The following is a 26,060-nucleotide window of genomic DNA, read 5'->3' as shown; positions in this document are numbered from 1 at the left end:
TTATCTCTTGCCGAGATTTGCGCCGCGGGCCAGCGCGGCTGCGGTCTCAAGCCCGACGTGGCGCACGAGCGGGTCGGCATGGCGGTGAACCAGCCACCACTGTCCGCCCTGCCTGCGATAGACTTGCGTCACACGAAGTGACCAATCCTGGTTCGGCAAACCGCCGACTTCGCCGTGTTGACGTTCAATCACCGCAAGAACGACCAGATCGTCCGACGCATAGCATTGGACGAGTTCGAGCTTGGCGTCGCCATTCCGAAAGTAGCTGGCGAGCCGCGCCAGCCGCTCGGCACTCATGTCGAAGCCCCGGCTGGCTTCACCGCCAAACGGCTGCATCAGCGTAAAGTCTTCTGCGATCCGCACCAGACCGGACCATCTGTCCATATCGCCACGCATGAAAGCTGAAGCCTGGGCCTCAGTCTTTCTGACGAGATCGGCAAGTTCCTGCTCCGAACGTGCCGTCGTTGGCTCTTGTGCGGCGCTGGCCGACAGCGGCATGGCGAGTGCCGCCTTCAGCGCCAAACGTCTCCAGATGTTCGGTTTGAACATTTTGCTGCCTTCCATTCGGGTTGGGCCGGCACTGGCCGGCGGCGCTACCCAAATCCCATTTCAGTCGTGCTGAATCCAGTGATATGATTTCAGCACTATGCTGAATCAAATTGACCTTTCCCGGATTGATCTCAACCTGCTCGTGCTGTTCGAGATCGTCTTTCAGGAGCGGCACGTCGGCCGGTCGGCGGAGCGGCTGCACCTTTCGCCGTCCGCCATCAGCCATGGACTTGGCCGCCTGCGCGCGCTGCTTGGCGACCCGTTGTTTCTGAAAACCCCGAAAGGCGTCGTTCCGACGGAGCGCGCCCTTCAGCTCGCGACATCAGTGGCTGAAATTCTCGTGCGTATCCGCGGGGTCGTTTCGACCGCTACTCCGTTTGATCCGCGAGATTCGAAGCGCCGTTTCGTCATTGGCGCGCCGGATGGCGTGTCGTCAGTCATCCTGCCTTCGCTGCTGGAGACGTTGCGTGGGGCGGCGCCGGGCGTCGATCTGGGCATCCGGCAGCTCTTGCCGGTGCAAGGCTTCACTGATCCTCATTTGGCGTGGAAGGATGCATTGAAGGAGCTCGAAGACCGGACGACGGACATCGCGATCATTCCCCTCGACGATGTTCCGGTCCGTTTCCATAAGCAGAAGCTTTACGAGGAAGCGTTCGTCATCGCGGTTAGAAAGGGGCATTCGTTCCAGCGTAACCCGACTCTGAAGCGCTACTGCGAGATGGAGCATCTCGTCGTTTCGCACACCGGTGATGTCCTGGGATTCGTGGATGTTGAACTCGCCAAGAAAAGCTTGACGCGGCGGGTAGCCCTGACCGTGCCAAACTTCATTTTTGCACTTTCTGTGCTGGCCGAAACCGAGATGGTCTCCGCGCTGCCGAGACGGTTCGTGGAGATCCATGGCGCCCGCTTCAATGTCGTTGCCGTCAAGGCGCCGCTGCCACTGCCACGCTTCTCGATCAATGTCGTCCTTCCGAAGGTGGCGATGATGGATGCCGGACTCGCCTGGCTCGTCCGGTTGTTGGGGCAGTTGCGGATCGGAAATGACAGAGCGTTCGATCTTCGATCGGGAAAGCGCAATCGCAGCATGCACAGCTAATGAGCAATTGCTCGCTTGTGATGCGCTCGATAAAGGCCCGCCGAGATCAGCATCGGCAAGTAACGGACTGACAATACGATTGATTTTCTCCAGGCCGACCGCCTGACACCATTGTACACAATGGCACGCGCCTTGCTTGACTTCGCCTTAAGAGTTCTCTCGTTCGGGGCGTACGTCATGGCGAACTCAGCAAAGCTCGCAGCGGAGCCGGGGCCGATCGAGCTCGACTGGGCGGCGACTGCGCTTCTCATCATCGACATGCAGCGCGATTTCATGGAGCCGGGCGGTTTTGGCGAGACGCTCGGCAATGACGTCAGCCAGCTTGCGCGGGCGGTGAAGCCGATATCAGCGGTGCTGGATGCGGCGCGTGCGGCCGGCATGCTGGTCATTCATACCCGCGAGGGTCATCTGCCCGATCTTTCCGACGCGCCGCCGGCCAAGGTCGAGCGCGGCGCGCCGTCCTTGCGCATCGGCGATCCCGGGCCGATGGGGCGCATCCTCATTCGCGGCGAGGCCGGCCACGACATCATTTCCGAACTCTATCCGCTCGACAGCGAGATCGTGATCGACAAGCCCGGCAAAGGCGCGTTCTACGCCACCGAGCTCGGCGACGTCTTGCAGCGCTACGGCATCGACAATTTGCTGGTCTGCGGCGTCACCACCGAGGTCTGCGTCAACACCACGGTGCGCGAGGCCAATGACCGCGGCTATCGCTGCGTGGTGCTGGCTGATGGCTGCGCATCCTATTTTCCAGAGTTTCACGAGATGGGCCTGAAGATGATCAAGGCTCAGGGCGGCATTTTCGGCTGGGTCTCCGACTCGGCCGCGGTGCTGGACGCACTTTTACCGGAGATTCCAACAACGGCAGTAGCGGGGGCATCACGATGAGCACGGGCGCGACGGGGACATCGGGCACTTCGGGATTCAAGCCGGTATTGTGGACGCCGGGCGACTGGAACGCCCTGTTCGGTTTCGGCACCAACATTCTCGTCAACATGCTGGTGCTGACCGGCCTGTTGCGCTTCGTGCTGGAGATGCCTGATTCGATCGTGTTCGGCCGCATCCTGCCCGCGCTCGGCCTGATGATGTGCCTCTCCACCTTGTACTACGCATACCTCGCCTACAGGCTGGCGCAGAAAACCGGCCGCAACGATGTCTGCGCGCTGCCGTCGGGCGTCAGCGTGCCGCACATGTTCATCGTCACCTTCGTGATCATGCTGCCGATCACGCTCAAGACCGGCGACCCCATCAAAGGCTGGTCGGCTGGCCTCGTCTGGGTGTTCTTTCAGAGCTTTATCCTGATGATCGGCGGCTTCATCGCGCCTTACATCCGGAAGATCACTCCTCGCGCCGCGCTGCTCGGCACGCTCGCCGGCGTCTCCGTCACCTTCATCTCGATGCGCCCAGCGCTGGAGATGTACATGACGCCGCAGATCGGGCTCATCTGCTTTGCCATCATCCTGGTGAGTTGGTTCGGCGGTGTGAAATATCCGAGAGGGATTCCCGCAGGCCTCGTCGCCATTGCGGCCGGCATGATCATCGCCTGGGGATCGAACCTGTTCGGTCTCGGGCTCGGCGGGTTGAGCCTGAAGGGCGTTGGCGATGCCTTTGCCAATTTCGGCTTCTCGGTGCCGTTACCTGCCATCGGTCATGTGTTCTCCGGCTTCGAATTCCTCGGCATCATCCTGGTGACCGCGATCCCGTTTGGCATCTACGATCTGGTCGAAGCCATGGATAATGTCGAGAGCGCGGAAGCCGCCGGCGACGAATTTCCGACCACGCGCGTGCTGACGGCAGACGGCGTCGTCAGCCTGATCGGCTGCCTGATGGGCAATCCCTTCATCAACGCGGTCTATATCGGCCATCCCGGCTGGAAGGCGATGGGCGGCCGGATCGGCTATTCGGCGGCAACCGGCATCATGGTGGTGCTGTTGTCGTGGTTCGGCATCATCTCGGTCTTGCTGGCGCTGGTGCCCGTGGTCGCGATCTCGCCGATCCTGCTCTATATCGGCATGCTGATCGGCGCGCAGGCGTTCCAGACCACGCCGGTCAAGCACGCGCCGGCCATCGTGCTGGCGTTGACACCGCATCTCGCGGCGTGGGCCAAGCTTCAGGTGGACACCATGCTGGGTGCGACGGTGACCGCCGCTCAGACCGTCGGCGGTCTCGCTGCCGACAAGGTCGACGCCGTCAAGACCGCGGCCATCGCCGCGCTGCCGCAGCAGGGCGTGCTCTATCGCGGACTGGAAGTGATGGGCGGCGGCTCGATCCTCGCCGGCCTCGTGCTCGGCGCCATCGGCGTGTTCGTGATCGAACGTGATTTCCTCAAGGCATCAGCCTTCGCATTGGCCGGCGCCGTCATGACCTATTTCGGCTTCATGCACGGTGAAGCCGTCGGCATCGGCGGCGGCCTCGGTGTCACGCCCGGCGTGGCGCTGGCCTATGCCGTTATGGCGGCCGGCCTGTTCGCGCTGGCGAAGACCAGTTCGGGCGTGGATTATAGTGCGCATGCGGAGGTGCCGGCGGCGGCACCAGCGGAGTGATCATGCCCCTCATGGTGAGGAGGCGCGCAGCGCCGTCTCGAACCATGAGGCCCCGCTAGTGGCCTCATCCTTCGAGACGCGCGTTCCGCGCTCCTCAGGATGAGGAGCAGGAGGGCTCCTACCCCTTCACAAACGCCAGCATCGTGCCGTTGCCTTCAGCCGGCGGCACGACAATGCCGCCCGCGCTTTTCACGCTGACAGAACCCAGCACCTTCTCTGCCGCCGTGACATCGGCCACGATCACGAGTCCCGCGCCGCCGCGCTCGGGTAGGCCGGCCAACGATACGCCCGGATAGCGCTTGCCGAGTTGGTCCTTGGTCAGGAACAGAAAATCGGCGCGATCCCCACCCGAGGGCACGGCGACCGCACCGTCCGCCTCATTGCGTACCTCGCGGTCGATCAGCTTGGACATATGCGCGGCTTCCTTCGCCGGTTCCGGCGCGACGATTATCACCTGCTTCAGGCGCTTCGCGCCATTGGCATGCTTCATCAGTTCGGGAATCCAGACCGTCTCGCGCGTCTTGTGCTGGCAGGCAAAGATGCGCACGCCGCCTGGCGCTTCCACCGTCGGCCATTGAAAGGTCCGGAACCTGGCAGAGGATTCCGTACCATCCGGCAGCATCACCGGCCGCTCGAAATCCGTCGGGCCAACAGGCGTATAACCGCGCGCGAGAATTTCTTCCGCGCCCTGCGCCGAATCCACGGCGGTGAAGGCGATACGCTCGATGCCTTCACCGCTCTTTTCGAGAAACGCCCGCGCTGGCTCATTATGTTCCGTCGGCCTGAGCACGCCGAGCAATTCCATATAATCAGGATCGAACATGATGGTGTAGTTGCCCGATCCCATATGCGCGCTGTGGGTGCCGCGCGGCGACACCGTGAAGCCAAGCCGCTTGTAGTTTTCGGCTGATTTGTCGAGGTCCTTCACCATGACCACGGCGTGATCGATTCCGATGACGTTTTTGAGTGCCACTTCTTGTTTCCTTGGGCTTCGCTAGCGGGCTAAACTAAGCAGAACGACTGGGCGCCCGCAAGGATAAGGCGTCCGCAAGAAAGGATACCGATGAATACGAGTAACGTCCGCTGGCCTAATTCGCTGTGGGCGGCCGTGACGCCATCAGGGCCTGGTTTGCCCGAACTGACCGGCACGCAGCAGGCTGACGTGATCGTGATCGGCGGCGGCTTCACCGGCCTTTCCACTGCGCTGCATCTGCGCGAGACCGGCGTCGATGTCGCGATCGTCGAGGCAGCAGAGCCGGGCTGGGGCGCGTCGGGGCGCAACAACGGCCAGGTGATCCCGACGCTGTCGCGGCCCGATCCGGAGGACATTGTTGCGAAACACGGTGAGGCGGGGGAACGTTTTGTCGGCATGCTGCGCGACAGTGCCGCTGATCTCTTCGACGTCGTCAGGCGCTACAATATCGAAGCCGAGGCGGAACAGGCCGGTTGGGTTCAGCCCGTGCATTCTCCGGGCCGTATCAAGATCGCCGAACGGCGGGTGCGGCAGTGGTCGAAATTCGGCGCGCCGGTCGAATTGCTGTCGCGCGACCAGACGCGCGACATGCTGGGCTCCGATGCGTGGTTCGGCGGCTTCTGGAACAAGACCGGCGGCCACATCAATCCGCTGGCGCTGGCGCGCGGCCTCGCGCGCACCGTGCTTGGGCTGGGCGCACGCATTTACGCGCGCTCGCCGGCGGAAAGCTTTGAGCGCCGCAACGATCGCTGGGTGGTGAAGACGGCAAAGGGCGAGATTTCCAGCCGCGCGCTTGTTGTGGCGACCAATGCCTATAGCGGCGAATTTTCAAAGTCGCTGGTGCCTGACATCGCGCGCGAGGTGATGCCGGTTCTGTCCTGGCAGATGGCGACGCAGCCTTTGTCCGACAATGTCCGCAAGACCATCATCCCCGGCCGTCAGGCGATGTCGGATACCCATGGCGAACTCTATTTCGCGCGCTATGACGCGCGAAATCGCCTCGTCACCGGTGGCGCGGTGATCGGCACCGGCAACAAGGTGGAGCGGATCAAGGCGCGCGTCACCGAGCGCCTGCAGCGGCTGTGGCCGCAGATTGGCGAGGTCTCGTTCGACTATGTCTGGAACGGCTATGTCGGCATGACCACGGACTTTTTGCCGCGCATCCACAAGCTCGGTCCCGATGCTTATGGATGGACCGGCTGCAACGGCCGCGCGGTAGCGCTGACGATCCCGCTCGGCAATGAGCTGGCGAAGGCCGTCCGAGGTGTGCCGGAAAACGAGCTGGCGCTGCCGTTCACGGAGCCCGTGCCGATCGTGGCCCACGGCATCCTGCGCAAGCTGGCCCCGCTGATGCTGCTCGTCTACCGCCGCCGCGACGCGAGAGAGATGGTGTGATGTGAGCGGCGCGCGGCGCACTTCTCCCTCGCCCCGCTCTTGCGGGGAGAGGGTCGGGGTGAGGGGCTCTCTCCGCGAATCCGAATGAGAGTTGGAGTGCGTTGAGGCAGCCCCTCACCCCAACCCTCTCCCCGCGAAGGGCGGGGAGAGGGAGCTGCACCGCCGCCGCGGGAGCTACACCATCTCCGTATCATGCTCTCTCGCAAATTCCCCGCCGGGGATGGAATCGAGCAGCGCCTGCGTGTACGGATGCTGCGGGTTGCCGAACACCTCGCCCGCCAGCCCGTGCTCCACTACCGCGCCATCCTTCATCACGGCGACGAGATCGCAGATCTGCGCGGCAACGCGCAGGTCATGCGTGATGAACACGATGGAGAGTCCCAGTCGCGCGCGCAGTTCGGCCAGCAGCTTCAGCACCTGCGCCTGCACGGAGACGTCGAGCGCCGACACCGGCTCGTCCGCCACCAGCACGTCCGGCTTCAGCGCCAGCGCCCGCGCCAGCCCGATGCGCTGGCGCTGGCCGCCGGAGAACTCATGCGGATAGCGGTCGGCGGAGGAAGGATCGAGCCCGACCAGCGAAAACAGCTCCTTCGCATCCGCAATCGCCTCCGCCCGCCGCGTACCATGCACGATCGGGCCTTGCGCCACCAGCTCGGCCGCCTTGCGGCGCGGATTGAGCGAGGCAAACGGGTCCTGAAACACCATCTGGATATGGCGCGTCTCGCGGCGGACTTTTTCGCGCGGCATCTTCGCCCAGTCGCTGCCGTCGAGCACGATCGATCCGGCATCCGGATCGATCAGCCGCACGATGCAGCGCGCCAGCGTCGACTTGCCGGAGCCGGATTCGCCGACGATGCCGAGCGTGGCGCCGCGCGGCAGGTTGAGCGAGACGTTCTTGACGGCCGGCGTCACCCGCGCGCCGCGTCCAAGAAAGCCGCCGGTGCGGTAGGTCTTCGAGACATCCGTGATCGTCAGGATGTTGTCGGCCGCGAGCGCGCGGGGTGGCGGTGCCTTCAGCGGCGGGACGGCGGCGATGAGCTGTTTGGTATAGGCATGTTGCGGATGGTGCAGCACGTCAGAAGCCGTTCCCTGTTCGACGATGACGCCGTGCTGCATCACCACCACGCGGTCGGCGATCTCGGCGACCACGCCGAAATCATGGGTGATGAACATGACGGCGGTCTTGCGGCGCTGCTGCAGGTCGCGGATCAGTTTTAATATCTGCGCCTGCGTTGTGACGTCGAGCGCCGTCGTCGGCTCGTCGGCGATCAGCAGCTTTGGATCGAGCGCCAGCGCCATCGCGATCATGGCGCGCTGGCGCTGGCCGCCGGAGAGCTCATGCGGATAGGCCTTCGCCGCAACCTTGGGATCTGGAATGCGTACGTCCGCCAGCAGCGCCAGCACCCGCGTATTGATCTCGGCTTTCGACAATCCGGTGTGGATCGAAAACATCTCGGCGATCTGGTCGCCGATGGTGCGGAGCGGGTTGAGCGCCGTCATCGGCTCCTGGAAGATCATCGCAATGCCGGCTCCGCGCACTTCGCGCATTTCAGCAACAGGTGCCGCGCAGAGGTCGCGGCCCTCGAACATCACCCGCCCGCTGTCGATCGTCACTTCATTGGGCAACAGCCGCATGACGGCATTCGCCATCATCGACTTGCCGGAACCGGATTCGCCGACCACGCAGAGGATTTCGTTGGAAGCGATTTCCAGCGACACATCCCTGAGCGCATGCGTCCGGTCGGCGCCGCGGGGCAGGCGGACACTCAGGCGATCGAGCGAGAGGATGGTTTCTTTCCCGCTCATCGGCCCTTGAGCCTCGGGTTGAGCGCGTCGTTGAGACCCTGGCCGACCAGTGACACCGCGAGCACGGTGACGAGGATGGCGATGCCAGGGATCGCCGAGACGTACCACTGCACCCGCAGCACGTCGCGGCCGAGGCCGATCAGGTTGCCCCATGACGCCACGTTGGGATCGGAGAGCCGCAGGAAGGCGAGAGCGCTTTCGAGCAGGATCGCGACCGCCATCACGACGCTGGCATAGACGATGACCGGCGGCAGCGCATTGGGCAGGATCTCGCCAAAGATGAGCTGGATGTTTTTCATGCCGAGCGTCCGCCCGGCCTGCACGAATTCGCGGTTGCGCAAGGACAGGAACTCGGCGCGCGTCAGCCGCGCCGGCGCCGGCCACGACACCACGCCGACGGCGATGGTGACGGTCGTCAGCGTCGAGCCGAACACCGCGACCAGTACCAGCAGCAGCACGAAGTTCGGCAGGGTCTGAAACGCCTCGGTGATCCGCATCAGCACATTGTCGACCCAGCCGCCGTAATAGCCGGCGAAGGCGCCGACCAGGATGCCGATCAGAATCGCGATCGCGGTGGCGACGCCGCCGATCAAAAGCGATATCCGCGCGCCATAAAAGATCTGCGCGGCGATGTCGCGGCCGGAATTGTCGGTGCCGAGCAGGAAGCGCGGGTTGGAGAACGGCCAGACCAGCGGCCGGCCGGCAAGCGCCAGGGGATCGCGCGGATAGAACCAGCCGGCCGAGACCGCCATTGCGATCACGATCAACAGCAGAATCAGGCCGGCGACGGCGGCGGGGCTTCGGAAATAGCGCTTGACCGCATCCATGGCGTCAGCCTCCCGCCGTGATGCGCGGATCGAGCCGCGCATAGATGAGATCGACGACGAAGTTCACTGATATCACGAGCAGCGCCGAGACGAATACGATTCCGAGCAGCGTATTCAGGTCGCGCTGCACCACCGATTCATAGGCGAGCCGTCCGAGGCCCGGCAGCGAGAACACGCTTTCGACCACCACCGATCCGCCGAGCATGGTGCCGGCCTGCAGCCCGATCAGCGTCACCATCGGCAGCAGAGCGTTGCGCAGCACGTGCCGCGTCACCACGCGGGTCTCGTCCAGTCCCTTGGCGCGCGCGGTGCGGACGTAGTCAAGATTGAGCACCTCCAACATCGAGGCGCGCATGATGCGTAAGTAAATGGCGAGGAAGATCAGCCCGAGGGTGAGCGTCGGCAGGACCAGATGGCTTGCGATATCGAGGACGCGCCAGATGCCGGTCCGCACCGTGCCGATATCCTCGAAGCCGCCCGGCGGCAGCCACTGCAGGTAAACCGAGAACACCACGATGGCCATCAGCCCGAACCAGAACGAGGGCGTCGCGTAGAAGATCAGGCCCAGGGTGGAGATCAGCGTGTCCGGCCAGCGGTTGACGCCGCGGGCGGCGATCACGCCGAACACGAGGCCGAAGAAGAACGCAAAGGACAGCGACGCGGTCATCAACAGGATGGTCGGCGGCAGCCGCTCAAGAATAACTGACGCCACCGGCTTGCCGTAGATCGAGGAGAAGCCGAGATCGAGCCGCACCAGGCGCCAGAGGTAGTTGCCGAGCTGGACCGGGATCGAGAGGTCGAGCTCGTAGAATTTGCGCAGCTCCTTGGCGGTTGCGGCGTCGCCGCCGCCCATCTGCGCCATCATGGCGTCGACGGTGTCGCCCGGCGCGAACTGCAGCAGCAGAAACACGCCGATCAGGATCAGGATAAGGGTCGGGATCGAGGCGGCGAGCCGCCGCCCCGCAAGGCCGAGGATGCGCATAGATCTATCTTGGCGGATATCGATTTAGAGCGCGATGACTTTCGTCATCCCGCTCTGGTTTTTGTCTGAGCATGATCTCTTCGGAAAACCGGTGCCCCCTTTTTCGGATCATGCTCTAAGCCGAAAGCCAAAGATCGTGCCAGCTCGCCGAGCCCCAGCGCGGCGTATTGGAATGGTTGCGCGCCTTTGCCGTAATGGTGGTGACGAAAATCTGCTCGATCGGCATCCAGACCGGCAGCTCCGTGTTCACTTCCTTGACGAACTGGGCATAGAGCGCCTTGCGCTTGGCCGGATCGACTTCGGTCGCGGCATCATCGATGGTCTTGTCGACGTTCTTGTCTTCCCAGCCCCATTGATTGGTCCAGGGCGCGCCCTTGGGCTGGCCGGAGCGGTACCAGACCGTGGTCGAGACGGCGGGATCGTTGCGGTACTGGTGCCAGCCGGTGGCGATATCGAAAGCGTGCTCGTCATAGACCTGCTTGAGGAAGCCGCCGCCATCGTTGCGCACGATCTCGACGGGAATGCCGATCTCGCCGAGCGATTGCTGGATGAAGGTCGACCACAGCGAGATGTCCTCGCCCCAGGGGGCGGGCAATAGCTTCAGCGAGAAGCGCGTGCCGCCGCGGCCTGCCTTGAAGCCGGCTTCGTCGAGCAGCGCGGCCGCCTTGGCCTTGTCGTAAGGATATTGCGGCGTGTTCGCACCCGGGTAGAAATCGGCCGAGGTCGAGGGGATCGGCCCGGTGCCGAGTTTTGCGAAATCGCCGAGGAAATTGTCGATGAAGAACGGCACGTTGATCGCATGCGCGATCGCCCGGCGAACCTTGATGTCGGACAATTCCTTGCGACGAAAGTTGAACTCCAGCGTGTTGGTGCGGGCGTTGCCTTCATTGCCCTTGGTGGAAACGATGAACCGCTTGTCCTTGCCGAGCCGCGCGAGGTCCGAGATCGTCAGGCTTGAGAATGGAGCGTAATGAAGTTCGCCGGCTTCCATTTGCGCCGCCGCTGATGCGCGATCGGTGATCACGCGCCAGACGATGCGATCGAGATAGGGCGCATTGGGACGCCAGTAATCTGGATTGCGGTCGGCGATGATGTATTGCCCGCGCTCATATTTGACGAACTTGAAGGGGCCGGTGCCGACCGGCGAAAGATTTGTCGGGTTCTGGCGGATGTCGCCGCTCTCATAGAGGTGCTTGGCCGAGACATAGCCGAGATCGGGCAGGGCGCGGAGCAGGAGGTTCAGCGGCATCGGCCGCTCATACTTGAAGATCGCGGTCTGCGCGTCCGGCGTCTCGACCTCGGTCAGGAAGAGCTGCAACGTCGATCCGTAATTGAGGATCTTCTTCCACATGTTCATGGCGGTGAATTCGACGTCGGCCGAGGTGAACGGCTTGCCATCGTGCCACGTGACGCCCTGGCGCAGCTTGAAGGTTACGGTCTTGCCGTCAGGCGAGGCTTCCCAGCTTTCGGCGAGCACGCCGACCGGTTGGCCGTTGGCGTCGAGATCGACGAGGTTCTCCTGGATCTTGCCGCCGATGATGTAGACGCCGGTGGAAGCCTGAATGCTTGGGTTGAGCTGGCGCTGCTCGGCGGCGTAGTGGACATTGAACACGCCGCCCTTGCGCGGCGTTTCCTGCGCAAAGGCCCGCATTGGATTGATCACGTTGGCCGCGATGGCCGCCGACGTCAGCAGCGCGGTGCGACGATTGATCTCAAGGCGCGTCAAATCCATGCGAAGTCTCCGAACACAATATTGATGGCGGACCATTCAGACGTCCGCCTTGAGACCGATGTTACGCTGGAAGGCGAACGCGAGTCATTTTCTAATCGCGGGGCGAAGCGGAAAATCCTTTCTGAAAACAACGTGCTCACCGCCTGTTCAGCCTGCTCATTTTGGTGCACCGGCGCAAAGATCAGAGCTCGCCAGAATAGAGGCGGAGGCAGGGGCGCAGTCTGAGATTGCGGGGAAAGCGCCCGGATAAGGCGTCTCAAAGCCCTTAAAAACAGGGTCCGGCGGCTCCGGAAGCCAAAAAACCAGCCAAAATTGGACGAATCAGTGCAACTCGACTAGCGAGATAGCTGTGCAGAATGTCGGAAACCCTGTTTTTTAGGCGGTTTCCGCCATATCGTCGCCTGTGCCAGAATCAATGGAGCAACCATGGCTACCCAAATGTCTAAGTCGCAGCTCATCGAGAAGATCGCGACCACCACCGAAGTTTCGAAGAAGGAAGTCAAGAACGTGATGGACACGCTCGTTGACGTTGGCCACAAGGAGCTCAAGAAGAACGGGGTATTCCTCGTCCCCGGCTTCGCGAAGTTCGTCGTGGTCAAGAAGCCCGCGACCAAGGCTCGGAAGGGCACCAACCCCTTCACGGGCGAGGAAATGATGTTCAAGGCCAAGCCGGCCCGCAAGATCGTCCGGGCCCGCCCGGTCAAGGCCGCCAAGGACGCGGTTTAAGAAAAGCGAAAAGGCCCCCGGCGACGGGGGCCTTTTTGTTTGGCCTAACCTCTCCCCGCAAGCGTGGGGCGAGGGAGAAGCGGCAGTTGCTGCGCGTCGCGCCTTCAGCGCAATGCTCCCTACACCACCGGCGAACGGCCGCCGTCGACATTGATGGCGGTGCCGGTGATGAACGAGCCCTGATCGGAAGCGAGGAAGCAGGCCAGGTTGGCGAATTCCTCCGCCGTGCCGATGCGCCCCAGCGGGGTGCCCTTGGCGAGGTTGTTGGCAAACACCTCGAAATCCATGTCCGGCGCCTGCGCGGCGTGCCGCTTCACCCATTGATCGCTCATGATCAGGCCGACCAGCATGGCATTGACCAGGATGTTGTGCTCGCCGCCTTCACCCGCCAGCACCTTGGTCAGCGCCATGCCCGCCGCCCGCGATACCGAGGTCGGGGCCGAGGACGCTGCCGGCGCCTTGGCGTAGGTATTGAGCACGTTGATGATGCGCCCCCATTTGCGCGCCTTCATGCCCGGCCAGACCAGCCGGCTGAAGCGGATCGCCGCAAACAGTTTGAGGTCGAGATCTTCCTGCCAGGCCTCGTCGGAGATGTTCTCGAACGCCATCGTCCGTGCCGTGCCGGCGTTGTTGATGAGGATGTCGACCGGGCCGAGATCGCTGACGATCTTCTCGTGCGCCTTCGCAATGTCCGATGCCTTCGAGACGTCACAGACATAGTCGCTGACATCAAGGCCCTCCTTGCCGAGTTGTTCCCGTGCGGCTTTGAGATCCTGCGCGCCGCGCGCGAGGATCGCGACCTTGGCGCCGGAGGCCGCAAATCGCCGCGCGACCGCGAGGCCGATTCCCTTGCTGCCGCCGGTGACGACGGCCACTCTGTCCTTCATCGTGACTTGCATGTTGTTCTCCCGATCGCGGTCGATGACGACCCCGTGAATGCCGGAAATACTATCCGGTTCGGAAGGCGCTTTAGACAAGGATTTTTCCTGTTTGGCCCCAGTCCGAATGGCATCGTTGCTATTTTCGGAGAGCGTCTTGTGGAGCCCTGCGGCCGGGCCAAAATCAAACAGAACAAACAATGGAGTCCAGGAGACCACCATGGGCCTGCAGCAAGCAAAACTCGAATCGCTCCCCTTCGTCACGGCCGAGGTGAACTATCTCGCGCCGACGGCGGGAAAGCCACGAACCTACGCCTTCGATCCGCCGCCGGGCGAACCCAAATCGACCGCGCTGCCGGAGCCGCGCAACGTCCCGATCTTCGATGCGCGCCTGATCGCCGGCAACCTTTCTCTGGACCGCGAAGGTTTTGCGCTGGTCCGCCACCCCACCATCGTCAGGAATTTCTATGACGATAAGGAAGTGAAGAACGTCTACTATCCCGCCGTGGAAGCGTTCCTGAAGGCGACCCTGAAAGCGGATCGCGTGTTCATCTTCGACCATACCGTGCGCAAGCGGGTGGAGGGGGCCGCCGATATCAGGGGCGCCGGACCGCGCCAGCCGGCGACGCGCGTCCATATCGACCAGACGGATAAATCAGGCGCCAACCGCGTTCGCGAACATCTTCCCGATGAGGCCGACGAACTCCTGAAGGGGCGCGTGCAGGTCATCAATGTGTGGCGGCCGATCCGGGGACCGCTGCGCGATGCACCGCTTGCGATGTGTGACGGCCAGACCGTCGAGGCGAGCGATCTCGTCGCGTCCGACCTGATCTATCCGAACCGCAGCGGCGAGACCTATTCCGTGAAATACAATCCGAACCATCGCTGGTACTATATCCCGGAGATGCGGACCGACGAGGCGCTGCTGCTGAAGTGCTATGATTCTGCAACCGACGGCCGCACGCGGTTCGGGCCGCATACTGCCTTCACCGACCCGACCACGCCCGTCGATGCGGCCCCGCGCGAAAGCATCGAGCTCCGGACACTGGTGTTCCACCGGAACTGAACGACGCGATAGGCGGATTCGCGTTCCCACTCTATTGGTGATACCTCGCCCCAAACAGTTTTTTGGGGCGAGACGGCTCATGGACGGCAAGGCCGGTGACGCTGATATCAACATCCGCGTCTTGATTTTTGCGCTTCTGGCGCTGGCCTGCGGCCACATGCTGTCGACGCTGCTGCGGACCATTCCGGCCATCAGCCTTGACGTGATGGCGGCTGACTTCGCTACGGCCCCGCAGACACTGGCGAGCCTCACCTCGATCTATCATTTTGCCTTCGCCGCCTCGCAGATTCCGGTCGGCGCCGCGATGGATCGCTTCGGCGTGCGGCCGGTTTCACTGAGCCTCCTGGCCGGAACCATCGTCGGCGCGCTGGCGTCCGGGCTCGCCACCCGGCCGGAGGGGTTTCTGTTCGGGCAGTTCCTGCTCGGCGTCGCTACCTCGGGCATGCTGATGTGCCCGATGACGCTGGCCGCCAAGCAGATGTCGGCGTCGCGGTTCGGCCTGTGGTCCGGGATCATCCTGTCGATCGGCAATATCGGCATGCTGCTGTCGGCGAGCCCGCTTGCTTTCGTGGTCGAGCTCTGGGGATGGCGCGCGGGATTCTGGATCTCCGCCGGCTTCGGCGCTGTGGTTGCGATCGCTGTATTCGCGTTGGTTCCGAAACAACCGGCCACGCACGCCGATCAGTCTTCGCCATTGTCGCAGATGGCCGAAGTGCTGCGCATCGGGCTGTCGTATCAGCTTCGCGGCCTGATCGCGCTGGCGCTGGTGTCGCTCGCGGCCTCGCTGGTGCTGCGGGGATTGTGGGGCGGCCCGTGGTTGATGGAGATCAAGGCGCTCGGCCGCATCGAGGCGGGCAATACGCTTGGCCTGTTCACGCTCGCCTTGATCGCAGGACCGGTGCTGATGGGGATTCTCGATCGCACCATCGGCCATCGCCGCGAAGTGCTGGCCGCCACCCATTCCTTTGCCGCGTTGCTACTCGCCCTGATGGCGGCCGGCGCCCCGCATTATCCGCTGTCCGAACTGCTCGGCGTGAAAGCCGTGCCGGCACAGATCGACGGCGCGCTGTTCGTCCTGATCGGCATCGCGATATCGACGCAGCCGCTGCTCTTCGGCATGACGCGGCAACTCGCAGGCCCGCAGAATGCCGGCAAGGCGCTGTCGGCGATCAATCTCGCATTCTTCCTCGGCGCCGCACTGATGCAATCGACGACGGGCGTGGTGGCAACCATCTTTGGCCTGCCTGCAGTGCTGCTATTCATGGCCGCGACCTTGATCGTCGGGACGATTGTGTTTTTGATGCATACGTAGGATGGGTGGAGCGTAAGCGATACCCATCAATTGCCGGTCGAAGCGTGATGGGTTTCGCTACGCTCTACCCATCCTACGAAGAGGCAGCCGCATGTACCCGGATCCGGACTCGTCATCGCAGAAAATGTACGACCGCGCGCTGGCGAGCCTGCCCGGCGGCAATACGCGCACCACCGTATTCATGAAGCCCTATCCGATCTACGCCGCGCGCGGCGAGGGCTGCCGGGTCTGGGATCTCGACGGCAACGTCTATATCGACTGCATCAACAATTTCACCTCGCAGATTCACGGCCACGCGCATCCCGCATTGATCAAGGCAGCGACAGCGCAGCTCGCGCTGGGTTCGGCGTTCGGCCTGCCGACGGAATCCGAGGTTGACCTCGCCGAGCTCCTGGTTTCGCGGCTGCCGTCCGTCGATCAGATACGTTTCGCCAATTCCGGCACCGAAGCGGTGATGATGGCGCTGAAGGCGGCGCGCGCGCATACCGGCCGTCCCAAGATCGCGAAATGCGAGGGCGCCTATCACGGCTCCTATGACTACGCCGAGGTGAGCCTCGATCCCACGCCGGAAGCATGGGGCCGCAACGCGCCGGTGTCGGTGGCCTACGCCAGGGGCACACCGGACAATGTGCTGGCTGACGTCGTCACCATTCCCTTCAACGATACGGAAGCGGCCGTCAGCCTGATCCGCGAGCATGGCGAGGGGCTCGCCTGCGTGCTGGTTGATCCCATGCCTAACCGCGCCGGGCTCGCACCGGCGGATCACGCTTATCTGGAGACACTTCGAAAGGTCACGCGCGAGGTCGGCTCACTCCTGATCTTCGACGAGGTCATCACCTTTCGCCTCGGCTATCGCGGCGCGCAGGGTATCTGGAACATCGATCCGGACCTGACCACGTTGGGAAAAATCATCGGCGGCGGCTTTCCAGTCGGCGCGATCGGCGGCCGCCGGGACGTCATGGCGGTGTTCGATCCGCGCCCGGGCAAGCCGGCGCTGCCGCATGGCGGCACGTTCTCCGCCAATCCAGTGACGATGCGTGCAGGAATCGCCGCGATGGAGCTGCTCGACGACGCGGCCTTTGCGCGCCTCGATGCGATGGGGCGGGCCGTTCGCGCCGGCATCGACGATGCGTTTCGCCGCCACGGCGTGCCCGGCGGCACGGTGGGCTTGGGTTCGCTGCTCAAGATTCATTTCGCCGATCGCCCGATCCGCGACTATCGCTCGGCCTATCTGAGCGAGGAAGAGGCACGGCGCCAGGCGGCTTTCTCGCGCGCGCTGCTCAATCGCGGCGTGCTGGCGGCGGGCAATGGCTTGATGGCATTGTCGACCCCGATGACGGATGCCGATATACATGCGATCATTGACGCGGCGTCGGGCGCGCTTGAGGAGGTTGCACGTACGCTCTGACTAGCGCAGCTTCGTAGGATGGGTGGAGCGAAGCGATACCCATCATTTCGTTCATCCGTACCAATCGATGGGTTTCGCTTCGCTCTACCCATCCTACGAAACCAACAACAACGGCACCGAATGTTCGCCAAGATCGATCCCATCACGCGTTCCGTCGTCCAGCACCGGCTCAGTTCGATCGTGAAAGAGATGGGCGAGGCGATGCTTCGCACCTCCTATTCGCAGATCCTTAACTCCAGCCGCGATTTCTCGCTGGCGATCTGCGACACCGGTGGCCGCCTGATCGCGCAGGCCGATCATCTGCCGGTTCATGTCGGCGCGCTGCCATGGGCGACGCTCGCGGTCGAGGAACGGTTCAAGGACGTGCAACGGGGCGACGTCATCCTGCTCAACGATCCCTATCATGGCGGCAGTCATCTGCCCGATCTGACCGCCTTCGTCCCGGTCTTCGCCGGCGACAAGCGCCTGCTCTGGACCATCGTGCGCGCGCATCAGAGCGACATCGGCGGCGCCACCCATGGCGCCTATAATCCAGCCGCGACCGAGATTTATCAGGAAGGCCTGCGCGTCCCGCCGATCAAGCTTTATGAGGCCGGCAGGCTGCGCGACGATCTGCTCGATCTATTGGCGTTGAACATTCGCAACCCCCGCGAGTTCCGCGGCGACCTCGCGGCAATGCTCGGCGCGGCGCATCTCGGCGAGCGGCGGCTGTCGCGGCTATTTGCCGAATTCGGCGCGCCGGTGGTGGAAGCCGCCATGGAAGCGATCCTCGATGCGACCGAGCAACAGACCCGCGCTGTCGTCTCGACCTGGAAAGACGGCGTGTTCCATGGCGAGGCGTTTCTCGACGACGACGGCCATGGCCGCACCGATATCCGCATCGCCGCGAAGGTGACCAAGAAGGGCAGCGATGTCGAAGTCGATCTTTCCGATTCCGATCCACAGTCGACCAGTTTTGTGAACTCCTCGCACGCCAACATGCAGGCGGCGGTGGCGATGGCCTTTGCCTATTTGATCGATGCGGAGATCCCAAAAAATACTGGCGCGCTACGGCCGCTGAAGGTGATTGCAAAACAGGGCACGGTGGTGTGGGCCGATCCGGGCCGGCCGGTGACGCTGTGCACCAGCCATCCCTCGAATGAAATCGTAGAAGCCATTGTGAAGGCGCTGTCGGCGTCGTGCCCGGAACGCGCGATGGCCGGCTGGAGCCGCCGCTTCCGGATCGCGATCCAAGGCGAGGACCCGCGCACGGGAAAGAATTTCATCTGGCACCTGTTCCAGGCGCGGCCGGGCGGCGGCGCGTCGGCCGGCGGCGACGGCTGGTCCTCAATCGGGGAGTGGCATTCGGTCGGCGGACTGAAGTTCGGCAGCCTCGAAGTCGCCGAAGTGCGTTTCCCGCTGCATTTCCGCATGCATGAATTCCGCCCCGGCTCCGGCGGCGACGGCCAGCATCGCGGAGGCCTTGGCGTGTCGCTCGATCTGGTGCTGGAAACCGAGAAGATCGCAAAGGGTAACACGGCGGGCGATGGCGCGCGCCATGGTCCTTGCGGGATGCTCGGCGGCGAGGACGGCAAGCCGCATCATTATCGTCTGCTCTCCGAAGGCCGCGAGCCGCTCGTGCTGCGAACCAAGGAAGTTGGCATCGAGCTGCGCCCCGGCGATTGCCTTGAGATCCGTTCCTCCGGCGGCGGCGGCTGGGGACCGCCTGACAAGCGATCGGCGGAAGCGCGCCGGCGCGACCGCGAGCAGGGCCTGACGGACGTCGCGGCGGAGCAGGCGTCCTCATGATGTTCAGGATCGGCGTTGACGTCGGCGGGACCTACACCGATCTCGTGGCGACGGACGAGAGTGGGCGGACGATATTTGCAAAATCGCCATCGACTCCGGCGGATCAATCGCTCGGCGTGATGGCGGGCCTGGAAGAACTGGCGCGGCGGCTGAACATCACGCGCGCGGAAATGCTGGCCTCGACCGACCGGTTGGTTCACGGCACCACGGTTGCCACCAATGCGCTGCTGGAGCGCAAAGGCGCAAAGGTCGCGCTCTTGACCACCGAAGGCCATCGCGACGTCATCGAGATGCGCGAGGGTCTCAAGCCGGATCGCTACGATTTGCGTTCGCCGCCGCCGGAGCCGCTGGTGCCGCGCGAACGGCGCTTCGGCGTCAAGGAGCGGCTCAGGGCCAATGGCGAGGTGCTTATTCCGCTCGATCCAAAATCGCTCGATGGCGCGATTGCCGGTATCAAGAAATCGGGCGCGACCTCGGTCGCGGTGTGCTTCCTGCATTCCTATCTCAATCCGGTTCACGAGCTCGCCGCGGTCGAACGGCTGAAGCAGGCGCTACCTGACATCAGCATCTCGCGCTCCAGCGACGTGCTGCCGCAGATCAAGGAGTATGAGCGCGCCTCGACCACGATCGTGAACGCTTATGTCGAGCCGATCGTGCGGCGCTATCTGACCAACCTCGAAGCGCGCCTTAGCGAGGCCGGTTTCAAGGGCAGCCTCTTTGTCGTGCTGTCACATGGCGGCATGGCCCCGGTCGAGGAAGCCTCGCGGCTTGCCGCAGGCACGGTGCTGTCGGGACCCGCGGGCGGCATGTCCGGCGGCCGGCGCTGTTCTGATCTGGTCGGCATTCCCGACCTCGTGCCGTTCGACATGGGCGGCACCTCGACCGACATTTCGCTGATCTCGGGCGGGCAGGCGTCGCTCTCCGCCGACGGCATGCTCGCGGGCCAGCGCATCGCGCTGCGCAGCCTCGACATTGCGAGCATCGCCGCAGGCGGCGGCTCGATCGCCAGCGTCGATGCCAGCCGCACGCTGCGGGTGGGGCCGGAGAGCGCAGGCTCGGTGCCGGGCCCGGCCTGTTACGGCAATGGCGGCTTGGCTGCGACCGTCACCGACGCCAATGTTGTGCTCGGCTACCTCGATGCCACCGCCTTCATGGGTGGCAAGCGACCGCTCGACCGCGCGGCGTCGGAAGCCGCGGTCGACCGCATCGCCAAGACGATGGAGCTGTCGCGCGTCGAGGCCGCCGCTGGCATCTACCGCATGATCAATCTGAACATGGCCGACGGCATTCGCCTGATGACGCTGCGCCGCGGCGTCGATCCCCGCAAGTTTGCGCTGCTCAGTTTCGGTGGCGCGGCAGGCCTGCACGCGGCGGAAGTGGCGCGCGAACTCGAGATCAAGCGCATCATCGTGCCGACGGTGGCCTCGGTGCTGTCGGCCTGGGGCATGCTGACCAGCGATCTCCGCTACGAGGTCAGCCGCACGCATTACGGCGCGGCCGCGCGTATCACCGCCGATGAAGTGCGCGAGCTGTTCGCCAGGCTGGAGCAACAGGCCGCCGGCCGGCTGCGCTCATGGTTCAGCGGCCCCGTTTCAATCGAGCGCTCCGCCGAGATGCGCTACGGCGAACAGATCTTTGAGATCGACGTATCGCTCGACGGCCTCGACTGGAACGCTGCTGACCTTGTCGACCAGATCGAGGACCGCTTTCACGTCAGGCACGAGGAATTGTATACCTACGCCTCGCGCGGCCAGGAGGTCGTCTTCGTCAATGCCCGCGTCGCCGCCGTCGGCGAAGTTCAGCGGCAGGGCGAGGACGCGCGGGAAGCCGCGGCATCCAGCACCTGCTCGCCACGCAACCGGCGGCAGGCCTTCTTCGGCGGGTGGCGCGAAGTCCCGGTCTATGCGCTCGATGATCTGCGGCCCGGCCACACTTTGGCCGGACCCGCCATCATCGAGGCCGAGACCACGACCGTGCTCGTCGACACCGGCGACCGCCTCACGGTCAATGCGTTGGGCTGGCTGGATATTTCGCTGCGCTGATATGTAGGATGGGCGGAGCGAAGCGATACCCATCAACTTTGTGCGTTGTCATTGATGGGTATCGCTGCGCTCCACCCATCCTACGGGCTACGTTGCTGCTCAATCGGTGCTTTACCGATTTCGACCCCTACACGGCCAATCTCGACCATGCACACGGCCAAGACCCAATTCGTTCGCCAGCCACAACGGAACCGTTGCCTCTTGAGGCCCTTCGCGTATCACCGGCACTACGGGCCCGCCGCATGGATCGACCCGGTCGTCCTCAGGGCGATAACGATATCGTGGAACGATATTGTAATCCCAGTAGGGAGTTGGCCTTACGACGGGCACCCTGATGAGGGGCCTTTCCCGTGGTTCACGAACGGCTTGGGCCGTCTGCGCATGCGCTGCGGTACCAAACGTGCCCAGGTTACACAGGACCAGGGCCGTTCCCAAAGCTACGATCGTTATCCTCATGCCTCGACCTCCTTGCCACACACTGCTTAGATGCAAATCGGATATCCAGCGATGTTCGAATTCGTGCCGCTGCTGAGGGTATATCGGACATCAAACACGCCTGAACCGCAACGTCTCATTTTATGAAGACTGCCGACCCATTTGGCGTGGCAATGCCGCGCCGCCAACATTTCATTTTAACAACCTGAACTCCCGCGCTATCATCGTCATCGCTGGGTGGCGTCACGAGCTCTGAACAGCTCGGGTTCGAGGGCCGCGTTGATGAAAACAAGAATAAAATGGCTGTCACCAGCCTTCTTCACCGCATTGTTGCTGGCATCGATTTGGCTCGCCCCGCCAACCCGCGCTGCCGGTGTGACGGATACCGAAATCCGCATCGGCAACATCATGCCCTATACGGGGCCATTGGCCGCGTTCGCTTCGATCGGCAGGGCTGAAGCCGCCTATTTCGACATGGTCAACGAGCGCGGCGGCATCAACGGGCGCAAGATCAAATTCATCTCGCGCGACGACAGCTCCAATCCGAGAACGGCGGTCGAGCACACCCATGAACTGGTCGAGCAGGAGCGCGTTCACCTGATGTTCGGATCGTTCGGCACGCCGAGCAATCTAGCGACGCGAACCTATCTCAATGAGAGGAGCATCCCGCAGCTCTTTGTCGCCTCCGGCGACGAGGAGTGGGCGCATCCGAAGCGATTTCCCTGGACGATGGGCTGGCAGCCGACGTTCCGGTCCGAAGGACGGATCTATGCCAATTACATCCAGGCCGCCTATCCGAGCAGGAAGATCGCCGTGCTCTGGCAGAACGACCAGTTTGGTCGCGATCTGTTCCGGGGATTGCAGGAGGGACTCGGCCTCACCGCGAATATGATCGTTGCGGACATCGCCATTGATGCGGACATGTCAATCGATACCCAGGTCGACATCCTCAAGAACTCCGGCGCTGAAGTGCTCGTGCTCAATTGCGCGCCGCCGATCTCGGCGCGTGCGATCCGCAGAGCGGCCGAACTGGGTTGGCATCCACAGTTGTTGCTGGTCAATGCGGCAGCTTCGATCGCGAATGCGTTAAGACCGGCGGGACTTCAGAATTCCGTCGGCGTGATCTCGACCTCGTTCCTGAAGGATGCCAGCGACACCACTTGGAAGGAAGATCCCGCCATCAAGGACTGGCTGGCGTTCATGGACAAATATTACCCTGATGGTGACAAGGAAGATGGCAACGCCATCTTCGGCTATGCGGCGGCGGCCACCATGGTTCAGGTGTTGACCCAGTGCGGCGATGATCTGTCGCGCGAGAACATCATGCGGCAGGCGGCGTCCCTTAGGAATTACCAGAGCCCGATAGCGCTTCCGGGAATTGCGATGACCACCGGGCCTGCCGACTTCCATCCGATCGAGCAGATGCGGCTGGTGCAGTTCGACGGCAATTCCTGGCAACCGATCGGCGACGTAATCGAGAGCGCGTTTGCGAGTGGACCGGATGATAATTGAGCGGAGCCTTGCGAACTCCACCAACAACCAGCACTGTCATCGCCCGCGAAGGCGGGCGATCCAGTACGCCGAGACGTTGGTGATAAGACGGATAAGCCGCGGCGTACTGGATACCCCGCCTTCGCGGGGTATGACAGCATAATCCCGCTACTTCTTCTGCCCGTAATTCAACAGCCCGCCCTTGCTCTTCGGCGGATGGGCGCGCAGGCCTTGCTCACTGGGTTCGGTGCCCCAGCCCGGACGATCCGGAATCACCAGGTGGCCGTCGACGATCTCGGGCACGTGCGTGAACAGTTCGTGGTCCCATGCGAGACGATCGATGTCGGTCTCCATGATGCGCAGGTTCGGCACCGCGGCCGCGAAATGCGCGTTCTGCATGGTGCAGAGATGGCCGTAGAAATTATGCGGGGCGACGTTGACCTCAAAGTGCTCCGCGGCGGCGGCGATCTTCATCGATTGCCACACCCCGTTCCAGGGCGTGTCAATGATCGCGATATCCATTGCCTGTTCGTTGAAGTAAGGCAGGAACTCGCGCAGGCCCAGCAGCGTCTCGCAGGAGGAGACCGGGTGCGGGCTCTGGCGGCGGATGTAACCCAGCGCCTGCGGGTTGAAGGTGTCGATCTCGACCCAGAACAAATCCATGTCCTTGATGGCGCGGAGTATCTTCAAATACCCTTCCGTCTTGGCGTTGAAATTGAGATCGAGCAGCAGGTCGACGTCAGGCCCGGCGCCGTCGCGGATCGCTTCCAGATGCATGCAGAGGTTACGCAACACCTTGCGGTCGACGTTGATCTCGGGCTCGAACGGCGAGCCGAAGCCGGGCCGCCAGCCCTGCGGCTTGCCGTCGGTATAGACGAAGATGTTGGTCTTCATCGCCGTAAAGCCCTTCTCGCGCACCTCGTTGCCGATCGACTTGACGCCGTCGAGGTCGGTAATGGCCGGCTTGAACCAGTCGGGATGATTGATGCGCCAGGTCGCGCAGTGCGACCAGTAGACCCGGATGCTGTCGCGCATCTTGCCGCCGAGCAGTTCGTAACAGGGCACGCCCAGCGCCTTGGCTTTGACGTCGAGCAGCGCGTTTTCGATGGCGCCTAATGCCAGCGCCACCACGCCGCCGGCGGCGGGCCGCGTCGCGGCAAACAACTCCGCATAGATCCGCTCGTGCTGGAAGGCGTTCTTGCCGACCACGCGCGCCCCGAGACGCTCGATGGCCGCGGTGACGCCGGGCGCGCCAAAGCCTTCGTCATACTCGCTCCAGCCGACGATGCCGTCCTCGGTCATGATCTTGATGAAGTGGTAGTTCCGCCAGCCGGCGTCGCAGGCGAGCGTTTCGACGCTTCTGATCTGGGTTGCCTTGGCCATGATTTTCCGCCCCGCGTGTTGTTGTTGTGGTTGGCCGATAACAACAACGGATTGAAAGGCGCGTCAATCGCAGGGCACGCATGAGGCAGAGCACGGCCTGCATGGTTCGCCCGGCGATGCGAAGCATCGTCCGGAGACGCGCGGCGTTGCCGCGCTCCTCACCATGAGGTGTTAGACTTCATCCGGAGGAGCGGCGCTTGCGCCGCGTCTCGAAGGATGAAGCCACCGGCCGGAATGTCGCTAAGCTTGCGGAGGAAACAGCGTCGGCCGGCGTCGCTCGAACACCTGACGGCCATTCTTGAAACCCATCAGTATGTCGGGCAGTTCGGCAATCGCGTTCTGGCCGCTGTCCGTATCGAGGATGATAAGGTCGGCCGGATTGCCCGGCGCGATGCCGTAATCCCGCAGATTCATCAGGCGCGCCGGAAGGTCCGTGACGAGGTCGAGGCAGGCATCGAATTCGCTGATGCCGGCGTGGGCCACATTGGCGTAGAAGTTTGCCATCCGCAGCAGCGAGGCGTCGCCGAACGGTGTGAACGGATTGAGCACATTGTTGGTGGCGACCGAACACACGACGCCGTTTTCGACCAGCTTGTGCGCCACCGTCAGCCCGCGCGGTGAATTATGCGTGACGTCGCGGCCCATCAAATAGAGATCGGTCGCGGGCAGCACGGTCACGGCGACGCCGGATTTTGCGAGGTGTTCGGTCGCGGCTTTCAACCGCTCCGGCGGCAGCGCCGACAATTTCGTCGCATGGCCGATCGCGACGCGGCCCTGGTAATTGCGCCGCTCGGTCTGCCGGCAGACCTCTTCGAGATGCCACCAGGACGGATCGAGATCGAAGTCGAGATGCAGGTCGATATCGACATCGAATTCCTGCGCGAGATCGAAAACTCTTTCGAGATGCGCATTCGGGTCGGCGTCCATGTAGGGGCAGCCGCCGATCGCTTCGCCACCGTCGCGCAGGGCCGCGATCAGCAGTTCCTCGGCGCCGGGATCGTTGGTCAGGCCTTCCTGCGGAAATACGCAGATCGAGAGGTCGATCGCCCAGGCATAGTCGCGCTTCAGCGCCTTGACCGCCTCGAAGCCGCGCAAGCCGATGCGCGGATCGATCTCCACATGGGTGCGCATACGCGTGGTGCCGTGCACGATCGCCCGCTCGATCACCCGCGCCCCGCGCGCATAGATATCTTCCACCGTGAAATCGCGCTTCATCGCTGCGACCGCGGCGATGGCCTCGCCGACGCTGCCATGGTCGTGCCCGCAACGGCCGAGCAGGCAGGCCTTGTCGAGGTGGATATGCGTGTCGACAAAACCGGGCAGCACGAGTTTGCCGCCGACATCGATCTCGACCGCCTCGCAGGCGAGGCGGTGTTCGATGGCAATGATACGTCCTCCGGCGACGCCGATATCGATCGCCGCCGAGGACCGCGTCCTTGCATTCCGGAAGATGAGATCGAAGGCGGTCTTGGCTTTCATGGCACCGGCAGGCTGGAGGAGACCAGAATCTAGCGGAAGCGCGCACGCCAGGCAGCCCCAGATTGTGTGCAGTTCGCCGGCTAAATTGTTCAAAATATGTGCATGCAATTAGGCGGCCGGATTGTAGTATTCTCCGGTCAGGAGAAATC

General features: G+C 63.2%; 20 protein-coding genes. 11 read left to right on the top strand and 9 right to left on the bottom strand.

From position 1 onward, the window contains the following. Window positions 1-549 (bottom strand): YybH family protein, encoded by a 549-nt coding sequence (locus CP49_RS18920; RefSeq protein ID WP_082646101.1) that lies wholly within the window; start codon window positions 547-549, stop codon window positions 1-3. 97 nt (window positions 550-646) lie between these two features. On the opposite strand from CP49_RS18920, the gene CP49_RS18915 reads away from it, so the two are divergent. The 3 genes from CP49_RS18915 (at window position 647) to CP49_RS18905 (ending at window position 4,188) form a co-directional block, all read left to right on the top strand. Then, on the top strand, window positions 647-1,645 hold the full coding sequence (locus CP49_RS18915; protein ID WP_057851704.1) for a LysR family transcriptional regulator: 999 nt from the start codon (window positions 647-649) through the stop codon (window positions 1,643-1,645). A 177-nt stretch (window positions 1,646-1,822) separates the two neighbouring features. Next, entirely contained in the window at window positions 1,823-2,533 is a 711-nt protein-coding gene (locus CP49_RS18910) for a cysteine hydrolase family protein (protein ID WP_057851703.1), read from the top strand. After that, window positions 2,530-4,188, top strand: coding sequence for a hypothetical protein (locus tag CP49_RS18905; RefSeq protein ID WP_057851702.1), 1,659 nt, complete (start codon window positions 2,530-2,532; stop codon window positions 4,186-4,188). Before CP49_RS18910 ends, CP49_RS18905 begins: the two co-directional genes overlap by 4 nt. A gap of 118 nt (window positions 4,189-4,306) precedes the next feature. On the opposite strand, the gene CP49_RS18900 is transcribed toward CP49_RS18905, so the two are convergent. Then, the gene (locus CP49_RS18900; protein ID WP_057851701.1) at window positions 4,307-5,161 is read right to left on the bottom strand and encodes a VOC family protein; all 855 of its coding nucleotides are present in this window, start codon (window positions 5,159-5,161) and stop codon (window positions 4,307-4,309) included. A gap of 90 nt (window positions 5,162-5,251) precedes the next feature. Here CP49_RS18900 and CP49_RS18895 point away from each other — a divergent pair, with 90 nt between their 5' ends. After that, window positions 5,252-6,556 carry an NAD(P)/FAD-dependent oxidoreductase gene (locus CP49_RS18895; protein WP_057851700.1) on the top strand — a complete coding sequence of 435 codons (1,305 nt, stop codon included), beginning with the start codon at window positions 5,252-5,254 and terminating at the stop codon, window positions 6,554-6,556. A 174-nt stretch (window positions 6,557-6,730) separates the two neighbouring features. Here CP49_RS18895 and CP49_RS18890 read toward each other — a convergent pair whose 3' ends face one another. From CP49_RS18890 to CP49_RS18875, 4 genes are all read right to left on the bottom strand, one after another. Beyond that, window positions 6,731-8,362 (bottom strand): ABC transporter ATP-binding protein, encoded by a 1,632-nt coding sequence (locus CP49_RS18890; RefSeq protein WP_057851699.1) that lies wholly within the window; start codon window positions 8,360-8,362, stop codon window positions 6,731-6,733. Next, entirely contained in the window at window positions 8,359-9,189 is an 831-nt protein-coding gene (locus CP49_RS18885; RefSeq protein ID WP_057851850.1) for an ABC transporter permease, read from the bottom strand. Before CP49_RS18885 ends, CP49_RS18890 begins: the two co-directional genes overlap by 4 nt. 4 nt (window positions 9,190-9,193) lie before the next feature. Beyond that, window positions 9,194-10,171, bottom strand: coding sequence for an ABC transporter permease (locus tag CP49_RS18880; protein ID WP_057851698.1), 978 nt, complete (start codon window positions 10,169-10,171; stop codon window positions 9,194-9,196). Window positions 10,172-10,286: 115 nt separating this feature from the next. Continuing rightward, window positions 10,287-11,903, bottom strand: coding sequence for an ABC transporter substrate-binding protein (locus CP49_RS18875; RefSeq protein WP_057851697.1), 1,617 nt, complete (start codon window positions 11,901-11,903; stop codon window positions 10,287-10,289). Between the two features lie 426 nt (window positions 11,904-12,329). On the opposite strand from CP49_RS18875, the gene CP49_RS18870 reads away from it, so the two are divergent. Beyond that, complete coding sequence (locus CP49_RS18870; RefSeq protein WP_057851696.1) at window positions 12,330-12,629, top strand: HU family DNA-binding protein; 300 nt, start codon at window positions 12,330-12,332, stop codon at window positions 12,627-12,629. 119 nt (window positions 12,630-12,748) lie between these two features. On the opposite strand, the gene CP49_RS18865 is transcribed toward CP49_RS18870, so the two are convergent. Continuing rightward, on the bottom strand, window positions 12,749-13,606 hold the full coding sequence (locus CP49_RS18865) for an SDR family oxidoreductase (RefSeq protein ID WP_245310750.1): 858 nt from the start codon (window positions 13,604-13,606) through the stop codon (window positions 12,749-12,751). Between the two features lie 121 nt (window positions 13,607-13,727). Between CP49_RS18865 and CP49_RS18860 the strand changes: the two genes are divergently transcribed. The 6 genes from CP49_RS18860 (at window position 13,728) to CP49_RS18835 (ending at window position 23,070) form a co-directional block, all read left to right on the top strand. Continuing rightward, complete coding sequence (locus CP49_RS18860) at window positions 13,728-14,573, top strand: CmcJ/NvfI family oxidoreductase (protein WP_057851695.1); 846 nt, start codon at window positions 13,728-13,730, stop codon at window positions 14,571-14,573. Between the two features lie 79 nt (window positions 14,574-14,652). Continuing rightward, window positions 14,653-15,885: an MFS transporter gene (locus CP49_RS18855; RefSeq protein ID WP_057851694.1), complete on the top strand. Its 1,233-nt coding sequence runs from the start codon at window positions 14,653-14,655 to the stop codon at window positions 15,883-15,885. Between the two features lie 91 nt (window positions 15,886-15,976). Next, a complete protein-coding gene (locus CP49_RS18850; RefSeq protein ID WP_057851693.1) occupies window positions 15,977-17,293 on the top strand; it encodes an aspartate aminotransferase family protein in 1,317 nt (438 codons plus the stop codon). Window positions 17,294-17,413: 120 nt separating this feature from the next. Beyond that, entirely contained in the window at window positions 17,414-19,081 is a 1,668-nt protein-coding gene (locus CP49_RS18845) for a hydantoinase B/oxoprolinase family protein (RefSeq protein ID WP_057851692.1), read from the top strand. After that, window positions 19,078-21,123: a hydantoinase/oxoprolinase family protein gene (locus CP49_RS18840; protein ID WP_245310749.1), complete on the top strand. Its 2,046-nt coding sequence runs from the start codon at window positions 19,078-19,080 to the stop codon at window positions 21,121-21,123. Before CP49_RS18845 ends, CP49_RS18840 begins: the two co-directional genes overlap by 4 nt. 717 nt (window positions 21,124-21,840) lie before the next feature. After that, complete coding sequence (locus tag CP49_RS18835) at window positions 21,841-23,070, top strand: ABC transporter substrate-binding protein (RefSeq protein WP_057851691.1); 1,230 nt, start codon at window positions 21,841-21,843, stop codon at window positions 23,068-23,070. A gap of 147 nt (window positions 23,071-23,217) precedes the next feature. Here CP49_RS18835 and CP49_RS18830 read toward each other — a convergent pair whose 3' ends face one another. Both CP49_RS18830 and CP49_RS18825 read right to left on the bottom strand, forming a co-directional pair. Then, window positions 23,218-24,432, bottom strand: coding sequence for a mandelate racemase/muconate lactonizing enzyme family protein (locus tag CP49_RS18830; protein WP_057851690.1), 1,215 nt, complete (start codon window positions 24,430-24,432; stop codon window positions 23,218-23,220). A 240-nt stretch (window positions 24,433-24,672) separates the two neighbouring features. Continuing rightward, complete coding sequence (locus CP49_RS18825; RefSeq protein ID WP_057851689.1) at window positions 24,673-25,911, bottom strand: amidohydrolase family protein; 1,239 nt, start codon at window positions 25,909-25,911, stop codon at window positions 24,673-24,675. Window positions 25,912-26,060 lie beyond the last annotated feature (149 nt).

Source organism: Bradyrhizobium valentinum, assembly GCF_001440405.1.
Classification (GTDB): domain Bacteria; phylum Pseudomonadota; class Alphaproteobacteria; order Rhizobiales; family Xanthobacteraceae; genus Bradyrhizobium; species Bradyrhizobium valentinum.
This window is presented reverse-complemented; position numbering and strand designations above follow the sequence as displayed.

Excerpts from the sequence above, each read along its gene's own strand:
- CP49_RS18920 (WP_082646101.1), bottom strand. The coding sequence starts at position 549 with ATGTTCAAACCGAACATCTGGAGACGTTTGGCGCTGAAGGCGGCACTC.
- CP49_RS18830 (WP_057851690.1), bottom strand. The coding sequence starts at position 24,432 with ATGGCCAAGGCAACCCAGATCAGAAGCGTCGAAACGCTCGCCTGCGAC.
- CP49_RS18855 (WP_057851694.1), top strand. The coding sequence starts at position 14,653 with ATGGACGGCAAGGCCGGTGACGCTGATATCAACATCCGCGTCTTGATT.
- CP49_RS18895 (WP_057851700.1), top strand. The coding sequence starts at position 5,252 with ATGAATACGAGTAACGTCCGCTGGCCTAATTCGCTGTGGGCGGCCGTG.
- CP49_RS18845 (WP_057851692.1), top strand. The coding sequence starts at position 17,414 with ATGTTCGCCAAGATCGATCCCATCACGCGTTCCGTCGTCCAGCACCGG.
- CP49_RS18870 (WP_057851696.1), top strand. The coding sequence starts at position 12,330 with ATGGCTACCCAAATGTCTAAGTCGCAGCTCATCGAGAAGATCGCGACC.
- CP49_RS18875 (WP_057851697.1), bottom strand. The coding sequence starts at position 11,903 with ATGGATTTGACGCGCCTTGAGATCAATCGTCGCACCGCGCTGCTGACG.
- CP49_RS18905 (WP_057851702.1), top strand. The coding sequence starts at position 2,530 with ATGAGCACGGGCGCGACGGGGACATCGGGCACTTCGGGATTCAAGCCG.
- CP49_RS18880 (WP_057851698.1), bottom strand. The coding sequence starts at position 10,171 with ATGCGCATCCTCGGCCTTGCGGGGCGGCGGCTCGCCGCCTCGATCCCG.
- CP49_RS18835 (WP_057851691.1), top strand. The coding sequence starts at position 21,841 with ATGAAAACAAGAATAAAATGGCTGTCACCAGCCTTCTTCACCGCATTG.
- CP49_RS18825 (WP_057851689.1), bottom strand. The coding sequence starts at position 25,911 with ATGAAAGCCAAGACCGCCTTCGATCTCATCTTCCGGAATGCAAGGACG.
- CP49_RS18890 (WP_057851699.1), bottom strand. The coding sequence starts at position 8,362 with ATGAGCGGGAAAGAAACCATCCTCTCGCTCGATCGCCTGAGTGTCCGC.
- CP49_RS18860 (WP_057851695.1), top strand. The coding sequence starts at position 13,728 with ATGGGCCTGCAGCAAGCAAAACTCGAATCGCTCCCCTTCGTCACGGCC.
- CP49_RS18910 (WP_057851703.1), top strand. The coding sequence starts at position 1,823 with ATGGCGAACTCAGCAAAGCTCGCAGCGGAGCCGGGGCCGATCGAGCTC.
- CP49_RS18840 (WP_245310749.1), top strand. The coding sequence starts at position 19,078 with ATGATGTTCAGGATCGGCGTTGACGTCGGCGGGACCTACACCGATCTC.
- CP49_RS18885 (WP_057851850.1), bottom strand. The coding sequence starts at position 9,189 with ATGGATGCGGTCAAGCGCTATTTCCGAAGCCCCGCCGCCGTCGCCGGC.
- CP49_RS18850 (WP_057851693.1), top strand. The coding sequence starts at position 15,977 with ATGTACCCGGATCCGGACTCGTCATCGCAGAAAATGTACGACCGCGCG.
- CP49_RS18915 (WP_057851704.1), top strand. The coding sequence starts at position 647 with ATGCTGAATCAAATTGACCTTTCCCGGATTGATCTCAACCTGCTCGTG.